The sequence below is a fragment of the Rhodanobacter hydrolyticus genome, assembly GCF_044904645.1.
This window is the reverse complement of the sequence record NZ_JADIKK010000008.1, coordinates 2,048,035-2,068,387: the sequence shown is the minus strand read 5'-3', so window position 1 is coordinate 2,068,387 and position 20,353 is coordinate 2,048,035. Positions and strand designations below refer to the sequence as shown.

Annotated in this window: 18 protein-coding genes; 6 read left to right on the top strand and 12 right to left on the bottom strand. The window is 66.2% G+C overall.

Features of this window, described 5'->3' with window-relative positions; all coding sequences use genetic code 11:
- Positions 1 to 115 precede the first annotated feature (115 nt).
- Both mgtA and ISP25_RS11940 read left to right on the top strand, forming a co-directional pair.
- A complete protein-coding gene (gene mgtA / locus ISP25_RS11945; protein WP_404614120.1) occupies positions 116 to 2,758 on the top strand; it encodes a magnesium-translocating P-type ATPase in 2,643 nt (880 codons plus the stop codon).
- Between the two features lie 197 nt (positions 2,759 to 2,955).
- Positions 2,956 to 4,617 (top strand): Na/Pi cotransporter family protein, encoded by a 1,662-nt coding sequence (locus tag ISP25_RS11940; RefSeq protein WP_404614118.1) that lies wholly within the window; start codon positions 2,956 to 2,958, stop codon positions 4,615 to 4,617.
- Positions 4,618 to 4,621: 4 nt separating this feature from the next.
- On the opposite strand, the gene ISP25_RS11935 is transcribed toward ISP25_RS11940, so the two are convergent.
- The 3 genes from ISP25_RS11935 to dnaG form a co-directional block, all read right to left on the bottom strand.
- Positions 4,622 to 5,536, bottom strand: coding sequence for a hypothetical protein (locus ISP25_RS11935; RefSeq protein ID WP_404614116.1), 915 nt, complete (start codon positions 5,534 to 5,536; stop codon positions 4,622 to 4,624).
- Between the two features lie 140 nt (positions 5,537 to 5,676).
- Entirely contained in the window at positions 5,677 to 6,297 is a 621-nt protein-coding gene (locus tag ISP25_RS11930) for a DedA family protein (RefSeq protein ID WP_192155640.1), read from the bottom strand.
- A 97-nt stretch (positions 6,298 to 6,394) separates the two neighbouring features.
- Entirely contained in the window at positions 6,395 to 8,179 is a 1,785-nt protein-coding gene (dnaG, locus tag ISP25_RS11925) for a DNA primase (protein WP_404614114.1), read from the bottom strand.
- Between the two features lie 134 nt (positions 8,180 to 8,313).
- Between dnaG and ISP25_RS11920 the strand changes: the two genes are divergently transcribed.
- Entirely contained in the window at positions 8,314 to 8,949 is a 636-nt protein-coding gene (locus tag ISP25_RS11920) for a GNAT family N-acetyltransferase (RefSeq protein WP_404614112.1), read from the top strand.
- Between the two features lie 211 nt (positions 8,950 to 9,160).
- On the opposite strand, the gene ISP25_RS11915 is transcribed toward ISP25_RS11920, so the two are convergent.
- The 3 genes from ISP25_RS11915 to rpsU form a co-directional block, all read right to left on the bottom strand.
- Entirely contained in the window at positions 9,161 to 9,331 is a 171-nt protein-coding gene (locus ISP25_RS11915) for a DUF1328 domain-containing protein (protein ID WP_404614110.1), read from the bottom strand.
- A 163-nt stretch (positions 9,332 to 9,494) separates the two neighbouring features.
- A complete protein-coding gene (locus ISP25_RS11910; protein ID WP_192155635.1) occupies positions 9,495 to 9,941 on the bottom strand; it encodes a GatB/YqeY domain-containing protein in 447 nt (148 codons plus the stop codon).
- A 162-nt stretch (positions 9,942 to 10,103) separates the two neighbouring features.
- Positions 10,104 to 10,319: a 30S ribosomal protein S21 gene (rpsU, locus tag ISP25_RS11905; protein ID WP_192107573.1), complete on the bottom strand. Its 216-nt coding sequence runs from the start codon at positions 10,317 to 10,319 to the stop codon at positions 10,104 to 10,106.
- A gap of 135 nt (positions 10,320 to 10,454) precedes the next feature.
- On the opposite strand from rpsU, the gene tsaD reads away from it, so the two are divergent.
- Positions 10,455 to 11,477: a tRNA (adenosine(37)-N6)-threonylcarbamoyltransferase complex transferase subunit TsaD gene (tsaD, locus tag ISP25_RS11900; protein WP_404616308.1), complete on the top strand. Its 1,023-nt coding sequence runs from the start codon at positions 10,455 to 10,457 to the stop codon at positions 11,475 to 11,477.
- 112 nt (positions 11,478 to 11,589) lie between these two features.
- Here tsaD and ISP25_RS11895 read toward each other — a convergent pair whose 3' ends face one another.
- The 3 genes from ISP25_RS11895 to ISP25_RS11885 form a co-directional block, all read right to left on the bottom strand.
- The gene (locus ISP25_RS11895; RefSeq protein WP_404614107.1) at positions 11,590 to 12,309 is read right to left on the bottom strand and encodes a pseudouridine synthase; all 720 of its coding nucleotides are present in this window, start codon (positions 12,307 to 12,309) and stop codon (positions 11,590 to 11,592) included.
- Between the two features lie 118 nt (positions 12,310 to 12,427).
- Entirely contained in the window at positions 12,428 to 13,207 is a 780-nt protein-coding gene (locus tag ISP25_RS11890; protein ID WP_192155631.1) for an ABC transporter permease, read from the bottom strand.
- Positions 13,204 to 14,148 (bottom strand): ABC transporter ATP-binding protein, encoded by a 945-nt coding sequence (locus tag ISP25_RS11885; protein ID WP_404614105.1) that lies wholly within the window; start codon positions 14,146 to 14,148, stop codon positions 13,204 to 13,206. Before ISP25_RS11885 ends, ISP25_RS11890 begins: the two co-directional genes overlap by 4 nt.
- An 89-nt stretch (positions 14,149 to 14,237) precedes the next feature.
- On the opposite strand from ISP25_RS11885, the gene ISP25_RS11880 reads away from it, so the two are divergent.
- Both ISP25_RS11880 and ISP25_RS11875 read left to right on the top strand, forming a co-directional pair.
- Entirely contained in the window at positions 14,238 to 14,984 is a 747-nt protein-coding gene (locus tag ISP25_RS11880; RefSeq protein WP_404614103.1) for a ferredoxin--NADP reductase, read from the top strand.
- 244 nt (positions 14,985 to 15,228) lie between these two features.
- Positions 15,229 to 15,558, top strand: a complete 330-nt coding sequence (locus tag ISP25_RS11875) for a hypothetical protein (RefSeq protein ID WP_404614101.1) — start codon at positions 15,229 to 15,231, stop codon at positions 15,556 to 15,558.
- Positions 15,559 to 15,621: 63 nt separating this feature from the next.
- On the opposite strand, the gene ISP25_RS11870 is transcribed toward ISP25_RS11875, so the two are convergent.
- The 3 genes from ISP25_RS11870 to ISP25_RS11860 form a co-directional block, all read right to left on the bottom strand.
- Positions 15,622 to 16,758 (bottom strand): fimbrial protein, encoded by a 1,137-nt coding sequence (locus ISP25_RS11870; RefSeq protein WP_404614099.1) that lies wholly within the window; start codon positions 16,756 to 16,758, stop codon positions 15,622 to 15,624.
- A 20-nt stretch (positions 16,759 to 16,778) separates the two neighbouring features.
- Entirely contained in the window at positions 16,779 to 19,448 is a 2,670-nt protein-coding gene (locus ISP25_RS11865) for a fimbria/pilus outer membrane usher protein (protein ID WP_404614097.1), read from the bottom strand.
- Between the two features lie 83 nt (positions 19,449 to 19,531).
- On the bottom strand, positions 19,532 to 20,278 hold the full coding sequence (locus ISP25_RS11860) for a fimbrial biogenesis chaperone (RefSeq protein WP_192155619.1): 747 nt from the start codon (positions 20,276 to 20,278) through the stop codon (positions 19,532 to 19,534).
- Positions 20,279 to 20,353 lie beyond the last annotated feature (75 nt).

Sequence of the window (20,353 nt, the reverse complement as noted above, 5' to 3'; positions counted from 1 at the left end):
GTCCGGCGACCTGCCTGGTCGCCGCGAGCCATCCATCCGGCGTTCCGTCCAGCTAGCCCGGCTTGTGCCGATACGCTGCCGCGGCGCGCGACACCAAAAAGAACGGTAGCGATCCATGAGCAAGTCTTTCTCCCGCTCGACCGTCAAGGCTGCGGCCACCGCGCATGTGCCCGCGGCGCAGGAAGCGTTCCGCGACAACGACAGCCTGCTGGTCATGCTCGAGACTTCGCTGCACGGTCTCGACGAGGAGAACATCACCGAGCGGCTGGATCGCGACGGCGCCAACGAGGTGTCGCACGAGAAGCCGCCGCACTGGTCGGCGCAGCTGCTGCGCACCTTGAAGAACCCGTTCATTCTGGTGTTGTTGATCCTCGCGGGGGTGGAGCTGTTCACCTCGCCGGACGATCCCTCCGGCCCGATCATCATCGGCATGATGGTGGCGATCAGCGTGGTGCTCAGCTTCACGCAGGAGTACCGCTCCTCGCGCGCCGCCGAGAAGCTCAAGGCGATGGTGCGCAATACCGCCACGGTCACGCGCCGCGCCTCGGACGGACACAGCGAGCGGATCGAGGTGCCGGTGGGCGAACTGGTGGTGGGCGACATCGTGCACCTGGCGGCCGGCGACATGGTGCCTGCGGACCTGCGCCTGCTGACCGCGAAGGACCTGTTCATCAGCCAGGCCATCCTCACCGGTGAATCGCTGCCGGTGGAAAAGGCCGCGCCGGCGCAAGTGCACACAGCGGTAGGCGGCGTGCAACAAGACAGTCCGCTGGATTTGCCCACCATCGGCTACATGGGCACCAACGTGGTGTCCGGTACCGCCACTGCCGTGGTGGTCGCCACCGGTCCGCGCAGCTACCTCGGCTCGCTCGCGCACAGCATGACCGGCCAGCAGGTGCAGACCAGCTTCGACCTCGGCGTGCGCAGCGTGAGCTGGCTGCTGATCCGCTTCATGCTGGTGATGGTGCCGGTAGTGCTGGGCATCCAGTGGTACAAGCAGGGCTTCCTCAATGCGCTGACCTTCGCCCTGTCGGTGGCGGTGGGCCTGACGCCGGAGATGTTGCCGCTGATCGTGACCGCGAACCTCGCCAAGGGCGCGATCGCGATGTCCAAGCGCAAGGTGGTGGTGAAGCGCCTCAACGCGATCCAGAACTTTGGTGCGATGGATGTGCTGTGCACCGACAAGACCGGCACGCTCACGCTGGACAAGATCGTCCTGGAGCGCCACCTCGATCTCGATGGCGAAGACTCGGAGGACGCGCTGGAATACGGCTACCTCAACAGCCACTTCCAGACCGGCCTGAAGAACCTGATGGACAAGGCGGTGCTGTCGCATCGCGACCTGGAGCCGATCGTCGCGCGCTACCGCGTGGTGGACGAGATCCCGTTCGACTTCCAGCGTCGCCGCATGTCGGTGGTACTGGCCCACGGCGGCGACGGCCAACACCTGCTGGTGTGCAAGGGCGCGGTGGAGGAAATGCTCTCCATCTGCTCCACGGAGCGTCGCGATGACCAGATCATCCCGATGACCGACGCGCGCCGCCAGGAAATCAAGGCGATGACGCACCACCTCAACGAGGACGGTCTGCGCGTGCTGGTGGTGGCGATCAAGCAGGAAGAGCCGCACAACCGTGCCTATGGCGTGGCCGACGAGGCCGGCCTCACAGCGGTGGGCTGCCTGGCCTTCCTCGATCCGCCCAAGGACACGGCGGCCACCGCGATCGCGGCGCTGCATCACCACGGCGTCGAAGTGAAGGTGATCACCGGCGACAACGAGGCGGTGACGCGCAAGATCTGCCGCGAGGTGGGCCTCGACGTGGCGCACTCAGCGCAAGGCCGCGACGTCGAGCCGCTGGACGACGATGCGCTCGACGAACTGGTCAGGCGCACCACCGTGTTCGCCAAGATGTCGCCGCTGCAGAAGGCGCGCGTGGTGACGTCGCTGCGGCGCCAGGGCCATACGGTGGGCTTCCTCGGCGACGGCATCAACGATGCACCGGCGCTGCGCGAGGCGGACGTGGGCATCTCGGTGGATACCGCCACCGACATCGCCAAGGAATCGGCGGACATCATCCTGCTGGAAAAAAACCTGATGGTGCTGGAAGAGGGTGTGCTCGAAGGGCGCGTCACCTTCGGCAACATCATCAAGTACATCAAGATGACGGCCAGCTCGAACTTCGGCAACGTGCTGAGCATGATGGTGGCGAGCGTGTTCCTGCCGTTCGTGCCGCTGCTGCCGCTGCAGATCCTGGTACTGAACCTGCTGTACGACATCTCTCAGCTGTCGATCCCCTTCGACCGCATGGACGAGGAATACCTGCGCAAGCCGCGCAAGTGGGATGCCAGCGACATCGGACGCTTCATGTTCTGGATCGGCCCGACCAGCTCGATCTTCGACATGACCACGTTCGCGCTGCTGTGGTACGTGTTCGGTGCGAACGGTCCGGCGCATCAGGACCTGTTCCAGTCCGGCTGGTTCATCGAGAGCCTGCTGACCCAGACGCTGGTGGTGCACATGATCCGCACGCGCAAGATTCCGTTCCTGCAAAGCGTGGCGGCGGCGCCGGTGCTGGGCCTGACCACCGCGATCATCGCGATCGGCATGGTCATTCCGTTCACCGCCATCGGTGCCAAGCTCGGCATGGTGCACCTGCCGGACGACTACTTCGGCTGGTTGGCTGTCACTGTTGTCGCTTACTGCGCGCTGACACAGCTGGTAAAGGTCATCTACATACGTCGCTTCGAGCGTTGGCTTTGAGCTGACTCCCGTTCCGCCGAGGAGCAGGAAACATCCTCGCCGTTTGCCCCGGGGCGCCCCGGGGCAAGGCATCCACGGGCGCTTTCCCGCGCGCTCCCGCCGTTGCAAGCTACATTCGGCGCGAACATCACAAGGGGCGCCGGCTCATTCCGCTTTGGCGTGGCGCAAGCCGCGCCCGATCCCATTCGGAGTCCATCATGAAAGGAACCCTGATCCTGCTGGATATCGCAGGCTACGTGGCGCTGTTGCTGTGGGGCACGCACATGGTCACCAGCGGCGTGCTGCGCGGCTATGGCAGCGCGCTGCGTCGCTGGCTGGGGCGCTACCTCAGCCACCGAACCGCCGCGTTCTGCTTTGGCCTGGGCATGACCGCGCTGCTGCAGAGCAGTACCGCCACCGGCATGATGGCCACCTCGTTCGCGGCGAACGGTTTCCTCGGCCTGGTGCCGGGGCTGGTGGTGATGCTGGGTGCGAACGTGGGTACCACCCTGGTGGTGCAGCTATTGTCGTTCGATGTCGCCCTGGTCGCGCCAGTCCTGGTGCTGCTCGGTTTCATGGTGTACCGGCGTAGCGACGATGCGCGCTTTGAGAACCTGGGCCGCTGCGCGATCGGCCTGGGCCTGATGCTGCTGGCGCTGCACATGCTGGTGGTGTCGATGGCGCCGGTGGAAGACACCGCGCTGCTGCGCACGGCGCTGCACAGCCTTGCCAGCGAACCGGTGATGGCGATGCTGGTGGCGGCCCTGCTCACCTGGGCCTGCCATTCCAGCGTCGCGGTGGTGTTGCTGATCGTTTCCCTGGCCACTACCAACGTGGTCGATGCGCAGGGTGCACTGGCACTGGTGCTGGGCGCGAACCTCGGCGGTACGTTGCCGGCCTTGCTCGATGCCAGCACGCCGGTCGCGCGTCGCCTGCCGCTGGGCAACCTGCTGGTGCGTGCATTCGGCTGCGTGATCTGCCTGCCGCTGCTGCATCCGATCACCGCGTTGCTGGCGCACCTGGGCGATTCGCCCGCGCGCATGGTGGTGAACTTCCATACCGCGTTCAACCTTGTGCTGGCGCTGCTGTTCATCCTGCCGGTAGAGCGGCTGGCGCAATTGCTGGTACGCCTGCTGCCCGAACCGCCAAAGCCGGCGGACGCCGGCGTGCCGCTGTACCTCGACGAAGGTGCGCTGGACGCCGCCAACGTGGCACTGGCCAACGCCGCACGCGAAGCCATGCGCATGGCCGACATGGTGGAGAACATGCTCAAGGGCCTGGTCGAGGTGTTCGGCAAGGACGACCGTGCCCGTGCCGCGGCGGTCGGCGGCAAGGACGCCGTCCTCGACCGCCTTGGCGTGGCGATCCGCGAATACCTCGCCGAACTGGCCAACGAGGCGTTGAACGACGAGGACGGCGAGCGCAGCCAGGAGATCCTCGGCTTCGTCATCAACATCGAGCACGTCGGCGACATCACCGCCAACAACCTGATGGAGTTCGCCGCCAAGAAAGCCGAGCGCGGGCAGGATTTCAGTGCCGACGACATCCAGGACCTGGCGCGTATGCACGGGCAGGTGATGGAAAGCCTGCAGCTGGCCTGGGCGGTGTTCCTGCGCAGCGACGTGCGCGCGGCGCAGCAGCTGGTGGCGCGCAAGGAGGTGCTGTGGCGACTGGAGAACGAGATCTCCGAGCGGCACATCCGTGCCCTGCGCGAGCGCCGCGACGACGGCGGTGCAGGCGATGTCTATCTGCGCATCCTGCGCGACCTCAAGCGCATCCACTCGCACCTGGCGGCACTGGCCTATCCGGTGCTGGAGCGTGCCGGCCTGCTGCAAGGCCGCCTGCGCGATGCCGCGCAGGCGGGTACCGCATCGGGCTGAGGGTTCAGCCGGCGGGGCGTACGTCCAGCGTCATCGCGTGGAAGTCCATCGTCACCACGCTGTGCGCAAAGAGCGGGTTGCCCACGGTGGCCTCGAACAGGCCATCCGGCTGGTGCACCGGGTTCTTGCCCGAGCCGACGAAGTAGACCGTGGGATTCGCCCCAAGCAGGCGACGGTCGGCGAAACCCAGGTTGTGGGCCGTCGAACTCAGCATCTCCACCCCGCCGTCGGTGAACTCGAACAGCTTGGGCGTGCCCTGTTTGTGCAGATCGAGCCCGGCGAGCGCGGCGTCGTAGACCACCATGGTGCCGGTATACATGGTGTCGATCTGGGCATGCACCGGGTGGCCGTCGACGGTGAAGGGTGCGCCGACCACGATGGGCGGCCCGTAGTGGCCAAAGTGGATCAGTTGCAGGGTCCCGGCGCTGTGCGCGGCTACAGTGCCGGAGGCGACGGGCGCGGAAATCCGCAGCAGATGATGCGGATAGTCGATCTGCAGGACGCGATCCTTGAACGCGGTGTAGGCCAGCGTGCCTTCGGCCGGCAGGTGAGCGGGGCCGAAACTCGCGGGGCCGGTCACGGCAAACTCCACTTCGAGCGGCGTCTTGCCCAGCGTGAGCACATGCTGCCCGCCGTCCTGGAAGCCCGGCAGCGGCTTGCCGTCACGCAGCACCGGCGTGGATTGCCATCCCATCGACTTGGCGGCGCTGGTCAGCATGATCGAGGCGGTGTCGCCGGTATCCAGCGCCAGCGTGCGCGGCGGCCCGCCGTCGATGCCGGCCTGGAAGCAGATCATGCCGTTGCAGTCATGGAAGGGTACGACGGCGGCGAATTGCGTGGTGGCGTCGGCGGCGCAGAGTGACGTCGTTAGCGGCATCGCGGCGAGTGCGGCGAGGGCAAACAGAATCCTTCTGGACACGGTCAGTACTCCTGCGTGGGGGAGCTGACAGTTCAGTGCGGCGGCGCCAGCGGCGCCAGTGCGGGAAGTCATCGGCGGTCGCGCGGCGGCGCCGACGGCCGTGGTCCGCATGATCGGGTGCGGGGTGCCCCGGACGGGACTCAATCGTCCTGGGTGATGCGCTGGCGGCGGTGCCGCCACCACAGCCATAGCGCGAACAGCAGCGCCAGGCCGGCCAGCAGCCACATGCTGTTCTGGCCGCGCTGCATCCACGTCATCAGCCACACGTGGTTGTCCGCGCCGAAATAGCCCAGGTATACCCATACCGGCACGCTGATCAGTGCGGCGACGGCGTCGATCAGCAGGAAGCGCAGCAACGACACCTGCCGCGTGGCGCCGGCCGTGGCGTAGATGGTGGTGCGCATGCCCGGCAGGAAGCGGGCGACGAACAGCACGCGATTGCCGTAGCGCGCGAACTTGTGCTGCACCACCTCGTAGCGCTCCGGGGGCAGCACGCGCGCCACCCATCGCCATTTCAGCATGCGCGCGCCGTAATGGTGGCCGAGCAGGAACACGGTGGCGTCGCCCAGCAGCACGCCGACCATGCACAGCGCGAACATCACGTGCACGTTGGCGTAGCCGAGCCCGGCGATCACGCCGCCGGCGACCAGGGTGACGTCTTCCGGCAACGGCAGGCCCAGGCCGCAGATCGTCAGCGCGATCCACACCGCGACGTAGCCGTTCTCGGCGAAGATCGTGATCAGTCGTTCAAGCAGATCCATCAGCGTCCCTGCGGGGCGTGCAGCATGCGTCGCGGCATGATCCCACACACATGTGCGACAAGCTTTCCGCAATGCGGCGTCCGACCGGCACGCGCACTCATTCCGGCACCGCAGCGGGCCGCACGCGCGCTGCCAGCAGCTCGCGCAACTCGGCCTTCTCGGCATCGTCCAGCGGGCCGTTGCGCATTTTCGCGTGCAGCGTTTCGCGACGCAGCGCGACGGCCTGTTCGTCCATGCGCAGCAATGCTTCCATGAATTCGGTGCGCTGCGCTTCCGGCTCGCCCACCACGGCGGCGGCCATCAGTTTCTGCAGCGCAGGGTATTCCGCGCGCTCGGCGAAGTGCTCCACCAGCATCGCCGGGTTGATGCCGGGGCGGCTGCGCGCGAGATCGAGCAGTTCGGCGAGCAGGGGTACGCCAGGCTTGTCCAGCCGCAGGAAGCGGTAAGGCTTCTCCACCTGGTCCGCCATGCCGGGCTGGGCCAGCAGCAAGGCGATGGCACTGCGCACCAGCGAACGTTGCGCGGTGGCCGCAGGGCGTTGCGCCTGCGCGGGAGGACTGGCTGCGAGACGTGCGCTCGCACCGCTGCGCCGTTCCAGTTCCTGCGCCATCAGGTCGCGGAACGCGCCGTCGGGCAGGCGCGCGATCAACGGCCGCGCACGCTCGGCGAGGCGCGCACGGCCATCGAGGCTGGCCATGTCCACGTCGCGTGCCAGCTCGTCGAAGAAATAGTCGGAGAGCGGTGTCGCATTTTTCAGGCGTTGCTCGAAGCCGTCCTTGCCCTCCTTACGCACCAGCGTGTCCGGGTCTTCGCCTTCGGGCAGGAACAGGAAGTACGCCTGGCGCCCGTCGCGCAGTCGCGGCAGCGCCGCATCCAGCGCCTTCCAGGCGGCGGCACGGCCGGCGCGATCGCCGTCGAAGCAGAACACCACGTCGGGCGCGGCGCGGAACAGCAGCTCGGTGTGCTCGGGCGTGGTGGCGGTGCCCAGCGTAGCCACCGCGATCGGCAGGCCGGCCTGGTGCAGCGCGATCACGTCCATGTAGCCCTCCACCACCACGATGCGCTGCAGGTTCGCGTTGGCCTGCTTCACCTGCCACAGTGCGAACAGTTCGCGGCCCTTGTGGAACAGCGGTGTCTCGGGCGAATTGAGGTATTTGGGGCCATCACTTTTGCGCGCGTCCTGCGCGCCAGCATCAGGAGTCGGCGATCCATCGCCGGACTTTTGAATGATCCTTCCTCCGAACGCTATGACACGGCCGCGGCGGTCGAGGATGGGGAACATCAGCCGCTCGCGGAAGCGGTCGTACTTGCTGCCGCGTTCGCCGCTGGAAACCATGCCGGCTTCGGTGAGCAGCTCCATGCGTCGCGGGCTGTTGCCCAAGGCCTTGATCACGCCGTCGTAACCGGATGGCGCCCAGCCGAGGCGAAAGTCCGCGATGGTTTTCGGGTCCAGTCCGCGCTTCCTGCAATACGCCTGTGCTTCGGCGCTCTTCGGCAACTGCCCCTGGTACCAGCCCGCGCAGGAATCGAGCAGGGTGTAGAGGTCGGTCTTGTCCTCGCGCGGGCGATCGTCGCGGCCGCCTTCGCGCGGCACGGTGAGGCCCACCGACTGCGCCAGTTCCTCCACCGCGTCGGGGAACTCTAGCCGCTCGTAGTCCATCAAGAACTTGATTGCACTGCCGTGTGCGCCACAGCCGAAGCAGTGGAAGAACTGCTTGGCAGGGCTGACGTAGAACGAAGGCGTGCGCTCGTCGTGGAACGGGCAGCACGCCGTCCACTCGCGTCCGGCCTTCTTCAACGGCACGCGCCGCTCGATCACGTCGACGATGTCGACGCGGGCAAGCAGTTCGTCGATGAAGCTATCGGGGATCAGGCCGCGCATAGGCTGGGTAGTTTAGGCCATGGGGGCGAAGCGGCCACGCATGGGTGGCGAGCCGGCCAATCTGCACGAGGAAGCGCGGAAATGCCGGCATCGCTGGTTAGCATGCAGAGGGCTTCGGTTGGGAGAGGCGAGCGATGGTGGACATTCCAGCGGTGCGCTTCCGTGCAGCCAAGTTCCAGGATGCGGCCGCCGCTGTACCGCTGATCCACAGTTCAGGTCCCGCCGCGTTCGACTACGTGTTCGCGGTGCCCGGGCGGAGCACGGCGCTGGCCTTCCTGCATCGGGCATTTGTCGACGGCGCGGGCGAATTCGGCTGGCGCAACCATATCGTGGGCGAGCTGGAAGGCGTGGTGGTGGCGGTCGGCGCGGGCTTCGGTGGCGAGACGGCGCTGACGTTCACGTTGGCGGCGGCACGGCAGATCCTCGCGCACTACGGCCTGCGTCACGCGCCGGGCGTGATCGCACGAGGCCTCAAGGTGGAGAGGGTGATCCCGCCGCCTTCGCGCGGCATGCATTACCTCGCGCACCTCGGCGTATCCCCCGTGTTGCGTGGGCAAGGCATAGGCCGGGCGCTGATCGGAGAGCTGATCCGGCGAGGCGTGCAAAGTGGCCGCAGCCGCATGGTGCTGGATGTGGCAGCGAGCAACCCGCGTGCGCAGGCGCTGTATGAGCGGTTGGGGTTCGAGGTGACCGACGAGCGGGCATCCGCGCTGGCCAATGCGCAGGGAGTGGTGCCTGCGCATCGGCGGATGGAGTGCGTGGTGGGCTAGGTTCTTCTCCCTCTCCCCTGCGGGGAGAGGATTGGGGCGAGGGGCCAATCCTGCGATGCCCTTTCATCAGGGCGTGCTTCGATCGGGGGATGTCGCGGGCACTCACCCCTCATTCCAACCTTCTCCCCAAAGGGGAGAAGGGGCGAACGGGCCGGGCGGGTTCGCGCGAGCTGCTTGATGGCGCGCGTGAGAGCGACGGCGTTTCCAGACGCTACAGGATATGGAACACCCCGATCACGGCCAAGACGGCGATCAGGAACAGGATCAGGAAGATCGCGAACAGGAATTTGGCGATGGCGGCGGCCGCGCCGGAAATGCCGCGGAAGCCGAGCAGGCCGGTGACCAGTGAAATGATGGCGAAGATGATGGCCCACTTGAGCATGCGTTCCTCCTGCGGCCATGGGCCGCGCGAATGGGTGCCGGGCGTGGCCCGACCCTTTCGCTTGTAGCAATGCATTCGTGAATGCGATGCATGTGGATAACGGCCCGTCGCCGCCATCGGCAGGCTGCAGCAGCCATGGCTGCGGTTGCCCTGGCTAGCGGTTTCAGGCAGCCAGTTTCGCCTTGATCCGTGCAGAAACCTTGCCCATGTCGGCCCGGCCGGCGGCCTTTTCCTTCACGGCGGCGACCACCTTGCCCATGTCACGCGGCGAGCTGGCGCCGGTGGCGGCAATGGCTTCGGCGATCAGCGCGTCCAGTTCGGCGTCGTCGAGCTGGGCAGGCAGGTAGGCTTCGATCACCGTCATCTCGGCGCGTTCGACCTCGGCGAGGTCCTCGCGGTTGCCGGCAACGTATTGGCTCACCGAGTCCTTGCGCTGCTTGAGCATCTTCTCCAGCACGGCCAGGATCTGGGCGTCGTCCAGCTCGATGCGCTCGTCCACCTCGCGCTGCTTGACCGCCGCGAGGATCAGCCGGATCACGCCGAGGCGATGCTTGTCGCCGCCGCGCATGGCGGCCTTCATGTCGTCGGTGAGTTGCTGCTTGAGCGTCATGGCGGGCGTCCCGATGGGTGGATTGGCGATTCTACGGAAACGACAAGACCGGCGTTGCCTTGCGGCAACGCCGGTCAGTCGAATCCGGATGCGTGCGGCGGCAGCGAGGGATCGCGCCAGCCACGTGTCCTGCCTATGCGGCGCGGAGGCGCCGCGGCGAACTCAGTACAGCCGGGTCTTGCGCGAAACGTCGCGCGACAGACGGCGCAGGTGGCGCTTCACCGCGGCAGCACGCTTGCGCTTGCGCTCCTGGGTCGGCTTTTCGTAGAACTCGCGCTTGCGGGTTTCGGCCAGGACGCCGGCCTTTTCGCAGGTACGCTTGAAACGACGCAGCGCGACCTCGAACGGCTCGTTCTCGCGGACTTTGACGTTGGGCATGGATACTCCGGGTGTTAATCTGTCCCGATTCCGGGACTGTGAATACAGCGAGCCGCGAAGTATACCGTGACCGACGAGAGATTTTCAAAGCCCCAGCCCGAAGCCGCAACCCGCCTGCCCGTGGCGGGCAAGCCGGTGCTGGGCATCGAGACTTCCTGCGACGAAACCGGCGTGGCGATCCTGCGCTGGGAACCGGCCGCCCCGGGCGGCGGCCTGCTGGCCCACGCCCTGTACAGTCAGATCAAGCTGCACGCCGACTATGGTGGCGTGGTGCCGGAGCTGGCCAGCCGCGACCATGTGCGCAAATTGCTGCCGCTGGTGCGCGAAGCGCTGGCCGAGGCCGGGATGACGCCGGCCGACCTGGGCGGCGTGGCCTATACCGCCGGCCCCGGCCTGGTCGGCGCCCTGCTGGTAGGGGCGGCGGCCGGGCGTGCGCTGGCCTGGGCGCTGGGCGTGCCGGCGATCGGCGTGCACCACATGGAAGGTCACCTGCTGGCGCCGCTGCTGGAAGAAGAACCGCCGCAGCCGCCCTTCGTCGCCCTGCTGGTTTCCGGCGGCCACTCTCTGCTGGTCCAGGTGAAGGCCATCGGCGAATACACCATACTCGGCGACACGCTGGACGACGCCGCCGGCGAGGCCTTCGACAAGACCGCCAAGATGATGGGCCTACCGTATCCCGGAGGCCCGGCGTTGGCCAGGCTGGCCGAGCAGGGCAGGCCCGGCGCCTTCCGCTTTTCGCGGCCGATGACTGACCGGCCGGGGCTGGATTTCAGCTTTTCCGGGCTCAAGACGCAGGTGCTGCTGGCCTGGCAGCAGTCCGACCAAGGCGAGCAGACCCGCGCCGACATCGCCCGCGCGTTCGAGGAGGCCATCGTCGATACTCTGGTCATCAAGTGCCGCCGTGCGCTGGAGGCTGCCGGTGCGCAGCGGCTGGTGATCGCCGGCGGCGTGGGCGCGAACCGCCGCCTGCGCGCCGAGCTGGCGGCGGCGGGCGAAAAGGACGGGTTCCGCACCTATTTCCCGCGTCTGGCGTTCTGCACCGACAACGGCGCGATGATCGCGCTGGCCGGCGCGATCCGCCTCGCCAGCGGCCAGCATCAGGGCGAGGCGGTCGAGGTACGTCCACGCTGGAACCTGGAAGACCTGCCGGCGGCCTGATACCCGCGTTGTAGGAGCGCACCCTGTGTGCGATTGCCTTGCGCTTGCTTCGATCAGGGCAAAAGGCAGCCGCACCTAGAGTGGGCTCTTAATACGTGCCTGGGCTCGCGGTTCACCATTGCGTGCGGCCGGGCAGCAGGCCCTGCAGTTCCGCATCGGTGAGGTTGCGCCACTGGCCGGGCTTCAGGTGGCCGAGCTTCACGTTGACGATGCGCACACGGCGCAGCTGGGTCACGCGGTAGCCGAACGCCGCCGCCATCAGGCGGATCTGCCGGTTCAGGCCTTGCGTGAGTACGATCGCGAAGCCGAACTTGGCGATCTTGCGCGTGCGGCAGGGCTTGGTCATCTGGCCGTGCACGCGCACGCCGCGCGCCATGCCGGCGAGGAATTCCTCGGTGACCGGCTTGTTCACCGCCACCAGGTATTCCTTCTCGTGGTTGTTTTCCGCGCGCAGGATCTCGTTGACGATGTCGCCGTTGCTGGTGAGCAGGATCAGTCCTTCCGAATCCTTGTCCAGGCGTCCGATCGGGAAGATGCGCTGCCGGTGGTCGACGAAGTCGACAATGTTGTCCTTCACCGTGGCGTCGGTGGTGCAGGTGATGCCCGCCGGTTTGTTCAGCGCGATGTAGGCGGCTTTCTTGGCGGCTGGCGTGGCGGCGAGGATGCGCGCCTTGACGAGCTCGCCGTCCACCCGTACCTCGTCGCCTTCCAGCGCCTTGGCGCCGGTGCCGACCACCTCGCCGTTGATGGTGACGCGACCCGCCACCAGCCATTCGTCCGCCTCGCGGCGGGAGCACAGGCCTGCTTCGCTGATGTATTTGTTGACGCGCATGGGGTGGAGTATTTCCGAGACCTTCAATGCCGTCATTCCGGCGAAAGCCGGAATCCAGTGCCTTGATGCGTGGAAAGGCGCCGGATCCCCGCATTCGCGGCAATGACGATCAAGAGCATTACGAGCGCAAGCCCACGCCCCGCTTCAGCAGGTACAGCGCAAATGCGGAGAGTGCCGCTACGAAGCCCAGCATCACCGCGAACGCCACGCCCACCTGCACGTCGCTGATGCCGAGTACGCCGTAGCGGAAGGCGTTGACCATGTACAGGATCGGATTCGCGCGCGAGATCGACTGCCACGGTTCGGACAGCATCTTCACCGAGTAGAACACGCCGCCGAGGTAGGTGAGCGGCGTCAGCACGAAGGTCGGCACCAGCGCCACGTCGTCGAATTTGCGCGCGTAGATGGCGTTGACGAAGCCGGCCAGCGAAAAGATCGCCGAGCCCAGCACTACGGACGCCGCCACCACCAGCGGATGGATCATGTGCAGGTGGGTGAAGAGCAGGGCGACCAGCAGCACCAGCACGCCGACGATCAGGCCGCGCGCCATTGCGCCAAGCACGTAGCCGAGCAGCATGATCCATGGCGGCATCGGCGACACCAGCATCTCTTCCACCGAACGCTGGAACTTGGCACCGAAGAACGAGCTGGAGATGTTGGCGTAGCTGCTGGTGATGATGTTCATCATCACCAGGCCCGGCACGATGTACTGCATGTAGGTGAAGCCGCCGTCGATGTTGCCGATGCGGCTGCCGACCAGCTTGCCGAAGATCACGTAATACAGCGTTACGGTGATCACCGGCGGGATCAGCGTCTGCGTCCAGATGCGCAGGATGCGCACGATCTCGCGGCGCACCACGGTGTTCAGGGCGACCAGGTTGGCTGCTGCGTTGCTCATGCGGCTTGCTCCTGTCCGTTGCGGCCATGCTCCACCAGTCGCACGAACAGTTCCTCCAGCCGGTTGGTCTTGTTGCGCATCGAGGTCACCGTGATGCCGTGCGCGGTGAACGCGGAGAACAGCGAATTGAGGTCGTGGGTGCGCGCCATTTCCGCCTCCAGCGTATGTTCGTCCACGCGGCGCAGCGCGACGCCGGGCAATGCGGGCAGTTCGTCCGGGATGCCGGCCACGTCGAACACGAAGGTCTCCACGTCGAGCGTGGAGAGCAACTGCTTCATCGTGGTGTTCTCCACGATGGTGCCGTGGTCGATGATCGCGATGTTGCGGCACAGCTGCTCGGCTTCCTCCAGGTAGTGCGTGGTGAGGATCACCGTGGTGCCGGCCGCGTTGATGCCGCTGACGAATTGCCACATCGAGCGGCGGATCTCGATGTCCACGCCCGCGGTGGGTTCATCGAGGATCAGCAGCCTTGGCTCGTTCATCATCGCGCGGGCGATCATCAGGCGCCGCTTCATGCCGCCGGACAGGGTGCGCGCCTGCATCTGCGCCTTGTCCCACAGACGCAACTCCTTCAGGTACTTCTCTGCACGCTCGGCGGCGATCTTGCGTGGGATGCCGTAAAAGCCCGCCTCGTTGACACAGATGTCGAAAGGCTTCTCGAACTGGTTGAAGTTGATTTCCTGCGGTACCAGCCCGATCAGCTTCATCGCCTCGTTGCGCTGCCGGTTCACCGAGACGCCGAATACCTGCGCATCGCCGCCGCTGGAATTCACCAGCGAAGAGAGGATGCCGATCAGGGTGGATTTGCCGGCGCCGTTGGGGCCGAGCAGGGCGAAGAAGTCGCCGGGTTGCACGGTCAGGCTGATGCCCTTGAGGGCCTCGACGCCGTTGCCGTAGGTCTTGCGCAGATTGTCGACGACGAGCGCGGGGACGGAACTCATGGGTTGGCTGCACCGGAATGGGCGAGCCTTCTATTATAGCGGGCCGTTTTGCGCCGTCCGGCGCACGCACCGTTTCCGGAACACTATCCATGGCAGACCATTTCCCGCTACGCCTCGTCGACAGCCGCATGCTGGCTCCCACCGTGCGCCACCTCGTGTTCGAGCGCGTCGATGGCCAGCCGCTGGCCTTCGTGCCGGGGCAGTTCCTGCAAATCCATTTCCACTACGACGACGGCACGCCCACCAAGCGCAGCTACTCTGTGGCCACCGTGGGCGACGGCAGCTCGCCGACGCAACGCATCGAGATCGCGGTGAGCTATGTGGACGGCGGTGCAGCGACCAGGCTCCTGGGCGAACTGCCGATCGGCGGCGTCATCGACGCCAGCGGGCCCTACGGCCGCTTCTGCCTGCAGCCGGGCGACGTGCATCCGCGCTACCTGCTGATCGCCACCGGTACCGGCGTCACGCCGTATCGCGCCATGTTGCCGCAGATCGAAAAGCTGCTGGCGCAGGGGGGGCGCGAAGTGGTGCTGCTCTACGGTGCGCGCAACGAAACCGAGTTGCTCTACGGCGAGGAGTTCGAAGCCTTCGCGCAGAGCCACCCCGGCTTCACCTTCCACGGCTGCCTCAGCCGCCAACCGCGCGCCGTGCCGCGCACGTCTGATCGCAGCGGCCACGTGCAGGGCGTGCTGGCCGAACTGGCGCCGGGCGCCGAGCGCGACATCGCCTATCTCTGCGGCAATCCCAACATGGTCGATGCCGCCTTCAATGCGCTCAAGGAGTTCGGCCTGCCGGTGCCGCAAATTCGCCGCGAGAAGTACATCAGCTCGCGTTGAGGCGGCAGGCCGAGGCCTGCGGCGACAGCGGACTTCATGTACTGCCTCAAGTTTGTCCGCGATGTGTCGAGAAACCCTGTGCTCGGTTGTGGAGCTCCCGTTTTCAATAGTGTGATCTGGTTCGCATTTTTGCGAACAGATCAGCCATGCCCCATCAAGTTGCCCAGTCGGCAGCCGACAGCTCCTCGAGGCGCACGCTTTTGCGCGCCGTCGGGGGTGGCTCATGCGCAATTGGAATTGCTGGATGCTTGGTTCGCTCATCGCCCTCGCGATGCCTGCCGCGTGGGCGCAAGGCGGACACATCAATTTCGTCGGCATGGTGCTTGAGCCGACCTGCGCCGGCGACGCCATTCGAGCCGATTCGCTGTCGACCCAGTCCGGTGAGACAGCCTCCCGGCATTTGGCTTGCGGCCAGTCCGCGGTCGACGCCGGTCGAACCTATTCGCGTACCGTGCAACGCATCGATGCAGCAAGTATGGCGAACGATCGCCTGCTCGGTTACCTGGCCAGCTATGCCCCCACGGCGGGTGATGGCAAACCGGCAGTGGACGTGGTGGTGCGCACCTACGATTGACGGCGGGAACGCCGTGGGCACCACCGGGTTCGCTGTGCTGCTGGTTCGATGCCCGTGGAACGGCTACTGGTAGGTCAGCGTATAGGTGGCCGTGGCGGTCACCTGGCCTGCGGTGACGCCCGATGCAGTCTGGTAATAGCGCGCACTGAACGGGAGATTCATGGCGCCGGCGGTCGTCTTGCCTTCGGAAATAGCTGTGCCGAAAGTGATGGGATTGCCGCTGCTGTTGAGCAACTGCACGCCGACATTGCCTGCGTAGCCACTACCCGAGGTCGGCGCGATCACGCTGGTGGTGCCCGTCTGTGGACTCGCGGTAGCCAGGGTGATGCTGAGGTTGGTACCTGCCGGGCAGTTCAATTGCACATTGAACGGCGTCTGGCCGGTCGTCGTTCCCGCGCCGGTGAAGGCGGAAACGAGAACCGCGGGCAATGTCACCACGGTGGGGTCGACAGTGACCGTACATGCATTTGCAGACACCTTGACCGAATTCAAAGTCAGCGTGCCAAACGATGCCGAAGGGGCGTACGTCTTGTTCGCGCCGCCGCTACTGGCCTGATACGTATCCTGGTCGAAGAACTGCAGGAGCTTGATGCTGTTCACCGTGCCAGCGACGACCGTGCCCGTTTTGACGAGCTGCGCGGTGAACGTCACCGTGATGGTGTTGGCGGGTGTGCAAGACCAGCTGTTGGTATAGCCGGCACAGGCGATGGACCCCATTGCCCAGCCGGCCTGTCCATCGGGGCCGTTGCCGCCGTTGCTCGCCTGGACCTGCGTCGCCGTGAGCTGCGCCTCGATCCCCTGCAGGTTCGTGGTGAACATGATGCCGCCGTTGCCGCTTGGCGGTGTCGTAGTCGTATCGAACGGCGCCAGGCTGCCGGTCATCAACGTGAAGTTGTCCGAGTAGTCGCTGTCGTTCAAGAAGGGAACGGAGCAATCGAAAGTGACCGATACGCTGACAGGCGAGCCGATCAATCCGTTGCTTTGACTGGGCGAAATGCTGACCGCGGGCAACGTGATGCTTGCCGCGGACGGCGACGGGCTGCATGCGGGAGACGCCGTCGCCGCAGCCTGCGCGGCCGCCCGGACAGCCATGGATTGTGCTGCGGTGTGCTGGACGGCCATTGCAGGTTCCGTCGCGGCAAGCAACGCGACGGCAGCCGGGAGCAGCAGCGCATTCCAACGGATGGTGCGCAGGCGCATGGACCACGAGGCTCTGCTGGTCATGCCCGATTCTCCTTCTGCTTCTGCGGTGCGTCATTTCCGGCGGTGCACATCACCTGGACCTGCGGATAGGCCTGCGCATTTCTGTCAGTTCTGGGCAGCGCATACGGGAACCCGCACATGTGCGCCGCGCCCTGCTCATCATCCCACTGCACGCTGAGCCGGCCGTCGGCGGCAACGCCGCGCAGCAGGGCCAGGCCGCCCTGGCCAACCACGCCCAGCGGCTGGTTCTTGGCGTCGAACACCTGTGCGCCGAACGGAGCGGGCTGGCCATTGGCCAGGTGGATGCGGGCGATCATCGCGCGGCCGGACTTGCTCTTGAAGTTCACCATCACCACCGCGCCGGCATAAGGCGCCACGTCGGCGCTGGTGGCGTCCAACTGCACGCCCAGAGGCAGGCCCTGCGGGTCGATCTGGATGGTGTCGAGCTGGTAGGGCGTGAGGTACGGCACGAGCGCATAGCCGTTGCGATCCACGCTGAGGCCCGGTGCGTTGAGGATGTGCGCGCCGGCGGCGCCGGGCATGTGCACGATGGCGACGGTATCGCCGATCGGTTGGCCGAAAGTGATGCCGCCCGCATGGGCGACTACCGCACCGCTGGCACCGACGGACGCCTGCGAATAACCGCTGCCGTTGCCGACGCTGGCGTTGAACGTCGCATAGGGGCTGTTGTAGCCGGCGTTCGCGCTGTAGGCATTGCCGGTGTCGTTGCCGCCATGCGAGGCAGTGGCGCCGTAGTTGAACTGGTTCCACTGGCCCAGCGTGCCGTTGAGCGTGGCCTGTTCCTGCGTGCCGCTCTCGTTGTCGTGGTTGAGGTTGAACGAGATGCTGGGCGCATGCGGGGTATTGCCCAGCGGCAGCGTCGCGTTGAAGAACACCTGGTTGTCATAGCCACCCAGTGCCACGCGACCGCGGCTGGCCGAGACGCTGTAGGCCATGCGCCCAAGATGGTTGTTGTAGCCCACCTGGAACTGCGTGTCGTTGCCGCCCTGGTTCCAGTAGTCGTTGACCGAGGCGTCGGCGTACAGCGAGCCGCCGTTGCTCCCCAGTTGCTGGTTGAGGGTCAGGGTGAAGCGGTTGCGCTGCTGCAGCAGGCCGCTCGCGGTGTAGATGCTGCTGCTGTTGTAGACGCTGCCGCTCAGCGCCGCGAGCTGGGCCGGCGTGAGCAGGCTCTGCACCGGCAGGCCGTCGATCGTCTGCGTGTCGGATGGCTGGTATTGCAGTGCATCCATCCCGTGGCTGGCGTAGTCCCGGGCGGCTTCCGCGTCGCTCAGGCTCAGGAAGCCGCTGGTGGAATAGCGGTCGGCGGCCACGCTGAGCGAGGTATTGGTCTCCGGAATTATCTTGCTGTAGCTGATGCGGAAGCTTTGCCCGTTGTAGGTGCCGTAGCCGGGGATGCTTGCGTGGGCCTGGGTGATGTCCAGCGCCAGCGCGCCGAAACGCGTGTTGAGCGCGCCACCGACCAGGGCTGCGGCGTAACCTTCCGAACCCTGCACGCCGGCGTAACCCGTGATGAGGTCGCTGAAACCGTGCTGCACCGCGGCCTGGATCACATTGGGCCGGCTCTGCAGCGTCGCATCGCGCAACTGGCCGGCTGCGAAGTCGAAACGGGTGACGCCGGCGCGCATCAGTTGCGCCACCGAGGCGTAGGGCACGGTGAAGCTGTGCTGGCGACCGTCGGCTTCCGTCACGTTCACGATCAGGTCGCCGCCGTAGCCGTTGGGGTAGAGGTCGTTGATCACGAACGGGCCAGGCGCGACCGTGGTCTGGTAGATCTGCACGCCGTTCTGGGTCACCGTGACCTTGGCGTTGGTGTAGGCCACGCCGTGCACCACCGGGGCATAGCCGCGCAGCGATTGCGGCAGCATGCGGTCGTCGGTGCCCAACTGCACGCCGCGCAGGCCATAGCTGTCGAACACGGCACCGTCGGTGTAGCTGTCGCCCAGGCTCAGTACGGCGCCCATCCCGGGCAGCGCGCGCTGCACGTAGGTGTCGATGGTGTGCCAGTGGTGCTGGCTCGGCTGGCCGGTGTTCGACTGCCAGGTGGCAGTGCTGTCTTGCCGGAACTGCCACAGGCCGAAATTGAAGCCGGAGCGCAGGCCCAGATAGGTGCTGGTCTGGCTCTGCCCGTCGTTGGTGGTGTGGTAGCCGTTGAGGTTGTAGTTGAGCAGAAACGCCGGTATCCCCGCGTCCCACGAAGCCGGATTGACCCAGCCGCGCGGCCGCTGGTTCATGTAAGCCTGCGGCACGCTGGCGTCCATGCGCAGGTCGGCCATATCGAAGGACAGCGTGGCGCCGGGGATCAAGTCGGACAGATTCACGCACGCTGTCGACGACAGTTTCGCGGTGGTCGCGGCATCGGCCTTGGCGGGAACAAGGCCCATCCGGTCGAGCAGTTCGGTGCTGACGCAGGGCACGGCGTTGGCATCGGCGGACGGTGCGGCAAAGCGCACATCCATGCGGCCGACCCAGTTCTTGTTGAGGTAGACGTCGAGGTTGTAGATGCCGGGCAGAACGGGGTTGCCGTGCTCGAAGCGGGAGAGATCCGCCGTGCCGTGGCCGGCTCCGGCCAGCATGCTGCGATCGAAGTTGGCGAAGCCGCCTTCGGCACTGGCGTCGGCCGGGGCGCTCGAGGCGGCGGCCGCCCACGTCGTGCGGGGGCAACCCATGGTTGCCGCCAGCGCCAGGCCGCACGCCATCGCGAGCGCCGCGCGGCGCCCAACTGGATGGTGAAGCCTGGCGCGCCGTGGCGTCATGGCGTCACGGTGGCCTTGTGCGCGTTGGCTGCGCCGTAGTCGTCGATGGTGGTGAAGGCGATGGATGTGCCGGCAGCCGGAGCCTGGGCCAACCCTTTGAGCGAAAGGCGCAGTTCGCCGAACGGCGCCACCATGCCGTCCGCACCGTCGATGGTCTTGCCGTCGGTGCCGAGCGAAAGCTTGCTGATCGTGACGTAGTAAGGCGTGGGGTTATGCACCTCCAGCGCGGCTTCCGAACCGCCAGCAATCTTGAAGGCCAGCCTGTCGGGTGCCTTCATTACATCGCCCTGCAGGTTGCTGGGGCGATAAAACAGTTTCAGCCGCGAACGTATCGCGAACTGCAGGTAATTCTGGCCGGCGTTTTGCTGGCCGGTGGGCTTGGGCGGCACTTCCAGCACGTTCAGCCAGAACAGCGACTCGCGGTCGCCAGGCAGTGGCTGGGCGCCCTGGGTGTAGATGATCCGCAGGCTCTGATCCTTGTGCGAATCCATGCGGAACAGCGGTGGCGTGATCAGGAAGGGGGAGCTGGCGTTGTCCGGCGTCGAATTCAGGTCGCCCGTATCGATCCACGCCTCGACCAGGGCAGGGTGGTCGCTGTCGTTGGTCAGGCGCACGGTGACCTCGCCCGATTGGGCGGGGAGCACCACGCGGGTGCCTCCGACGACGACGCTGGCATGGGCCGAGCCGACGCCGACGACGAGCGCGACCAAGGCTGCGCCCAAGGTGCAGTAGAGGTTTTTCATCGAGAGTGTCCCTGCCGGGCTGGACGCCGGGGGTGATGCAAAGGCGTGCCGCAGCCTGCATCGAGCGACTGCGGC

Excerpts from the sequence above, each read along its gene's own strand:
- ISP25_RS11885 (WP_404614105.1), bottom strand. The coding sequence starts at position 14,148 with ATGAGTTCCGTCCCCGCGCTCGTCGTCGACAATCTGCGCAAGACCTAC.
- ISP25_RS11895 (WP_404614107.1), bottom strand. The coding sequence starts at position 12,309 with ATGCGCGTCAACAAATACATCAGCGAAGCAGGCCTGTGCTCCCGCCGC.
- ISP25_RS11910 (WP_192155635.1), bottom strand. The coding sequence starts at position 9,941 with ATGACGCTCAAGCAGCAACTCACCGACGACATGAAGGCCGCCATGCGC.
- ISP25_RS11915 (WP_404614110.1), bottom strand. The coding sequence starts at position 9,331 with ATGCTCAAGTGGGCCATCATCTTCGCCATCATTTCACTGGTCACCGGC.
- ISP25_RS11875 (WP_404614101.1), top strand. The coding sequence starts at position 15,229 with ATGCTTGGTTCGCTCATCGCCCTCGCGATGCCTGCCGCGTGGGCGCAA.
- rpsU (WP_192107573.1), bottom strand. The coding sequence starts at position 10,319 with ATGCCCAACGTCAAAGTCCGCGAGAACGAGCCGTTCGAGGTCGCGCTG.
- ISP25_RS11860 (WP_192155619.1), bottom strand. The coding sequence starts at position 20,278 with ATGAAAAACCTCTACTGCACCTTGGGCGCAGCCTTGGTCGCGCTCGTC.
- ISP25_RS11880 (WP_404614103.1), top strand. The coding sequence starts at position 14,238 with ATGGCAGACCATTTCCCGCTACGCCTCGTCGACAGCCGCATGCTGGCT.
- ISP25_RS11930 (WP_192155640.1), bottom strand. The coding sequence starts at position 6,297 with ATGGATCTGCTTGAACGACTGATCACGATCTTCGCCGAGAACGGCTAC.
- ISP25_RS11940 (WP_404614118.1), top strand. The coding sequence starts at position 2,956 with ATGAAAGGAACCCTGATCCTGCTGGATATCGCAGGCTACGTGGCGCTG.
- ISP25_RS11870 (WP_404614099.1), bottom strand. The coding sequence starts at position 16,758 with ATGCGCCTGCGCACCATCCGTTGGAATGCGCTGCTGCTCCCGGCTGCC.
- ISP25_RS11890 (WP_192155631.1), bottom strand. The coding sequence starts at position 13,207 with ATGAGCAACGCAGCAGCCAACCTGGTCGCCCTGAACACCGTGGTGCGC.
- dnaG (WP_404614114.1), bottom strand. The coding sequence starts at position 8,179 with ATGCGCGGCCTGATCCCCGATAGCTTCATCGACGAACTGCTTGCCCGC.
- ISP25_RS11865 (WP_404614097.1), bottom strand. The coding sequence starts at position 19,448 with ATGGGTTGCCCCCGCACGACGTGGGCGGCCGCCGCCTCGAGCGCCCCG.
- mgtA (WP_404614120.1), top strand. The coding sequence starts at position 116 with ATGAGCAAGTCTTTCTCCCGCTCGACCGTCAAGGCTGCGGCCACCGCG.
- ISP25_RS11920 (WP_404614112.1), top strand. The coding sequence starts at position 8,314 with ATGGTGGACATTCCAGCGGTGCGCTTCCGTGCAGCCAAGTTCCAGGAT.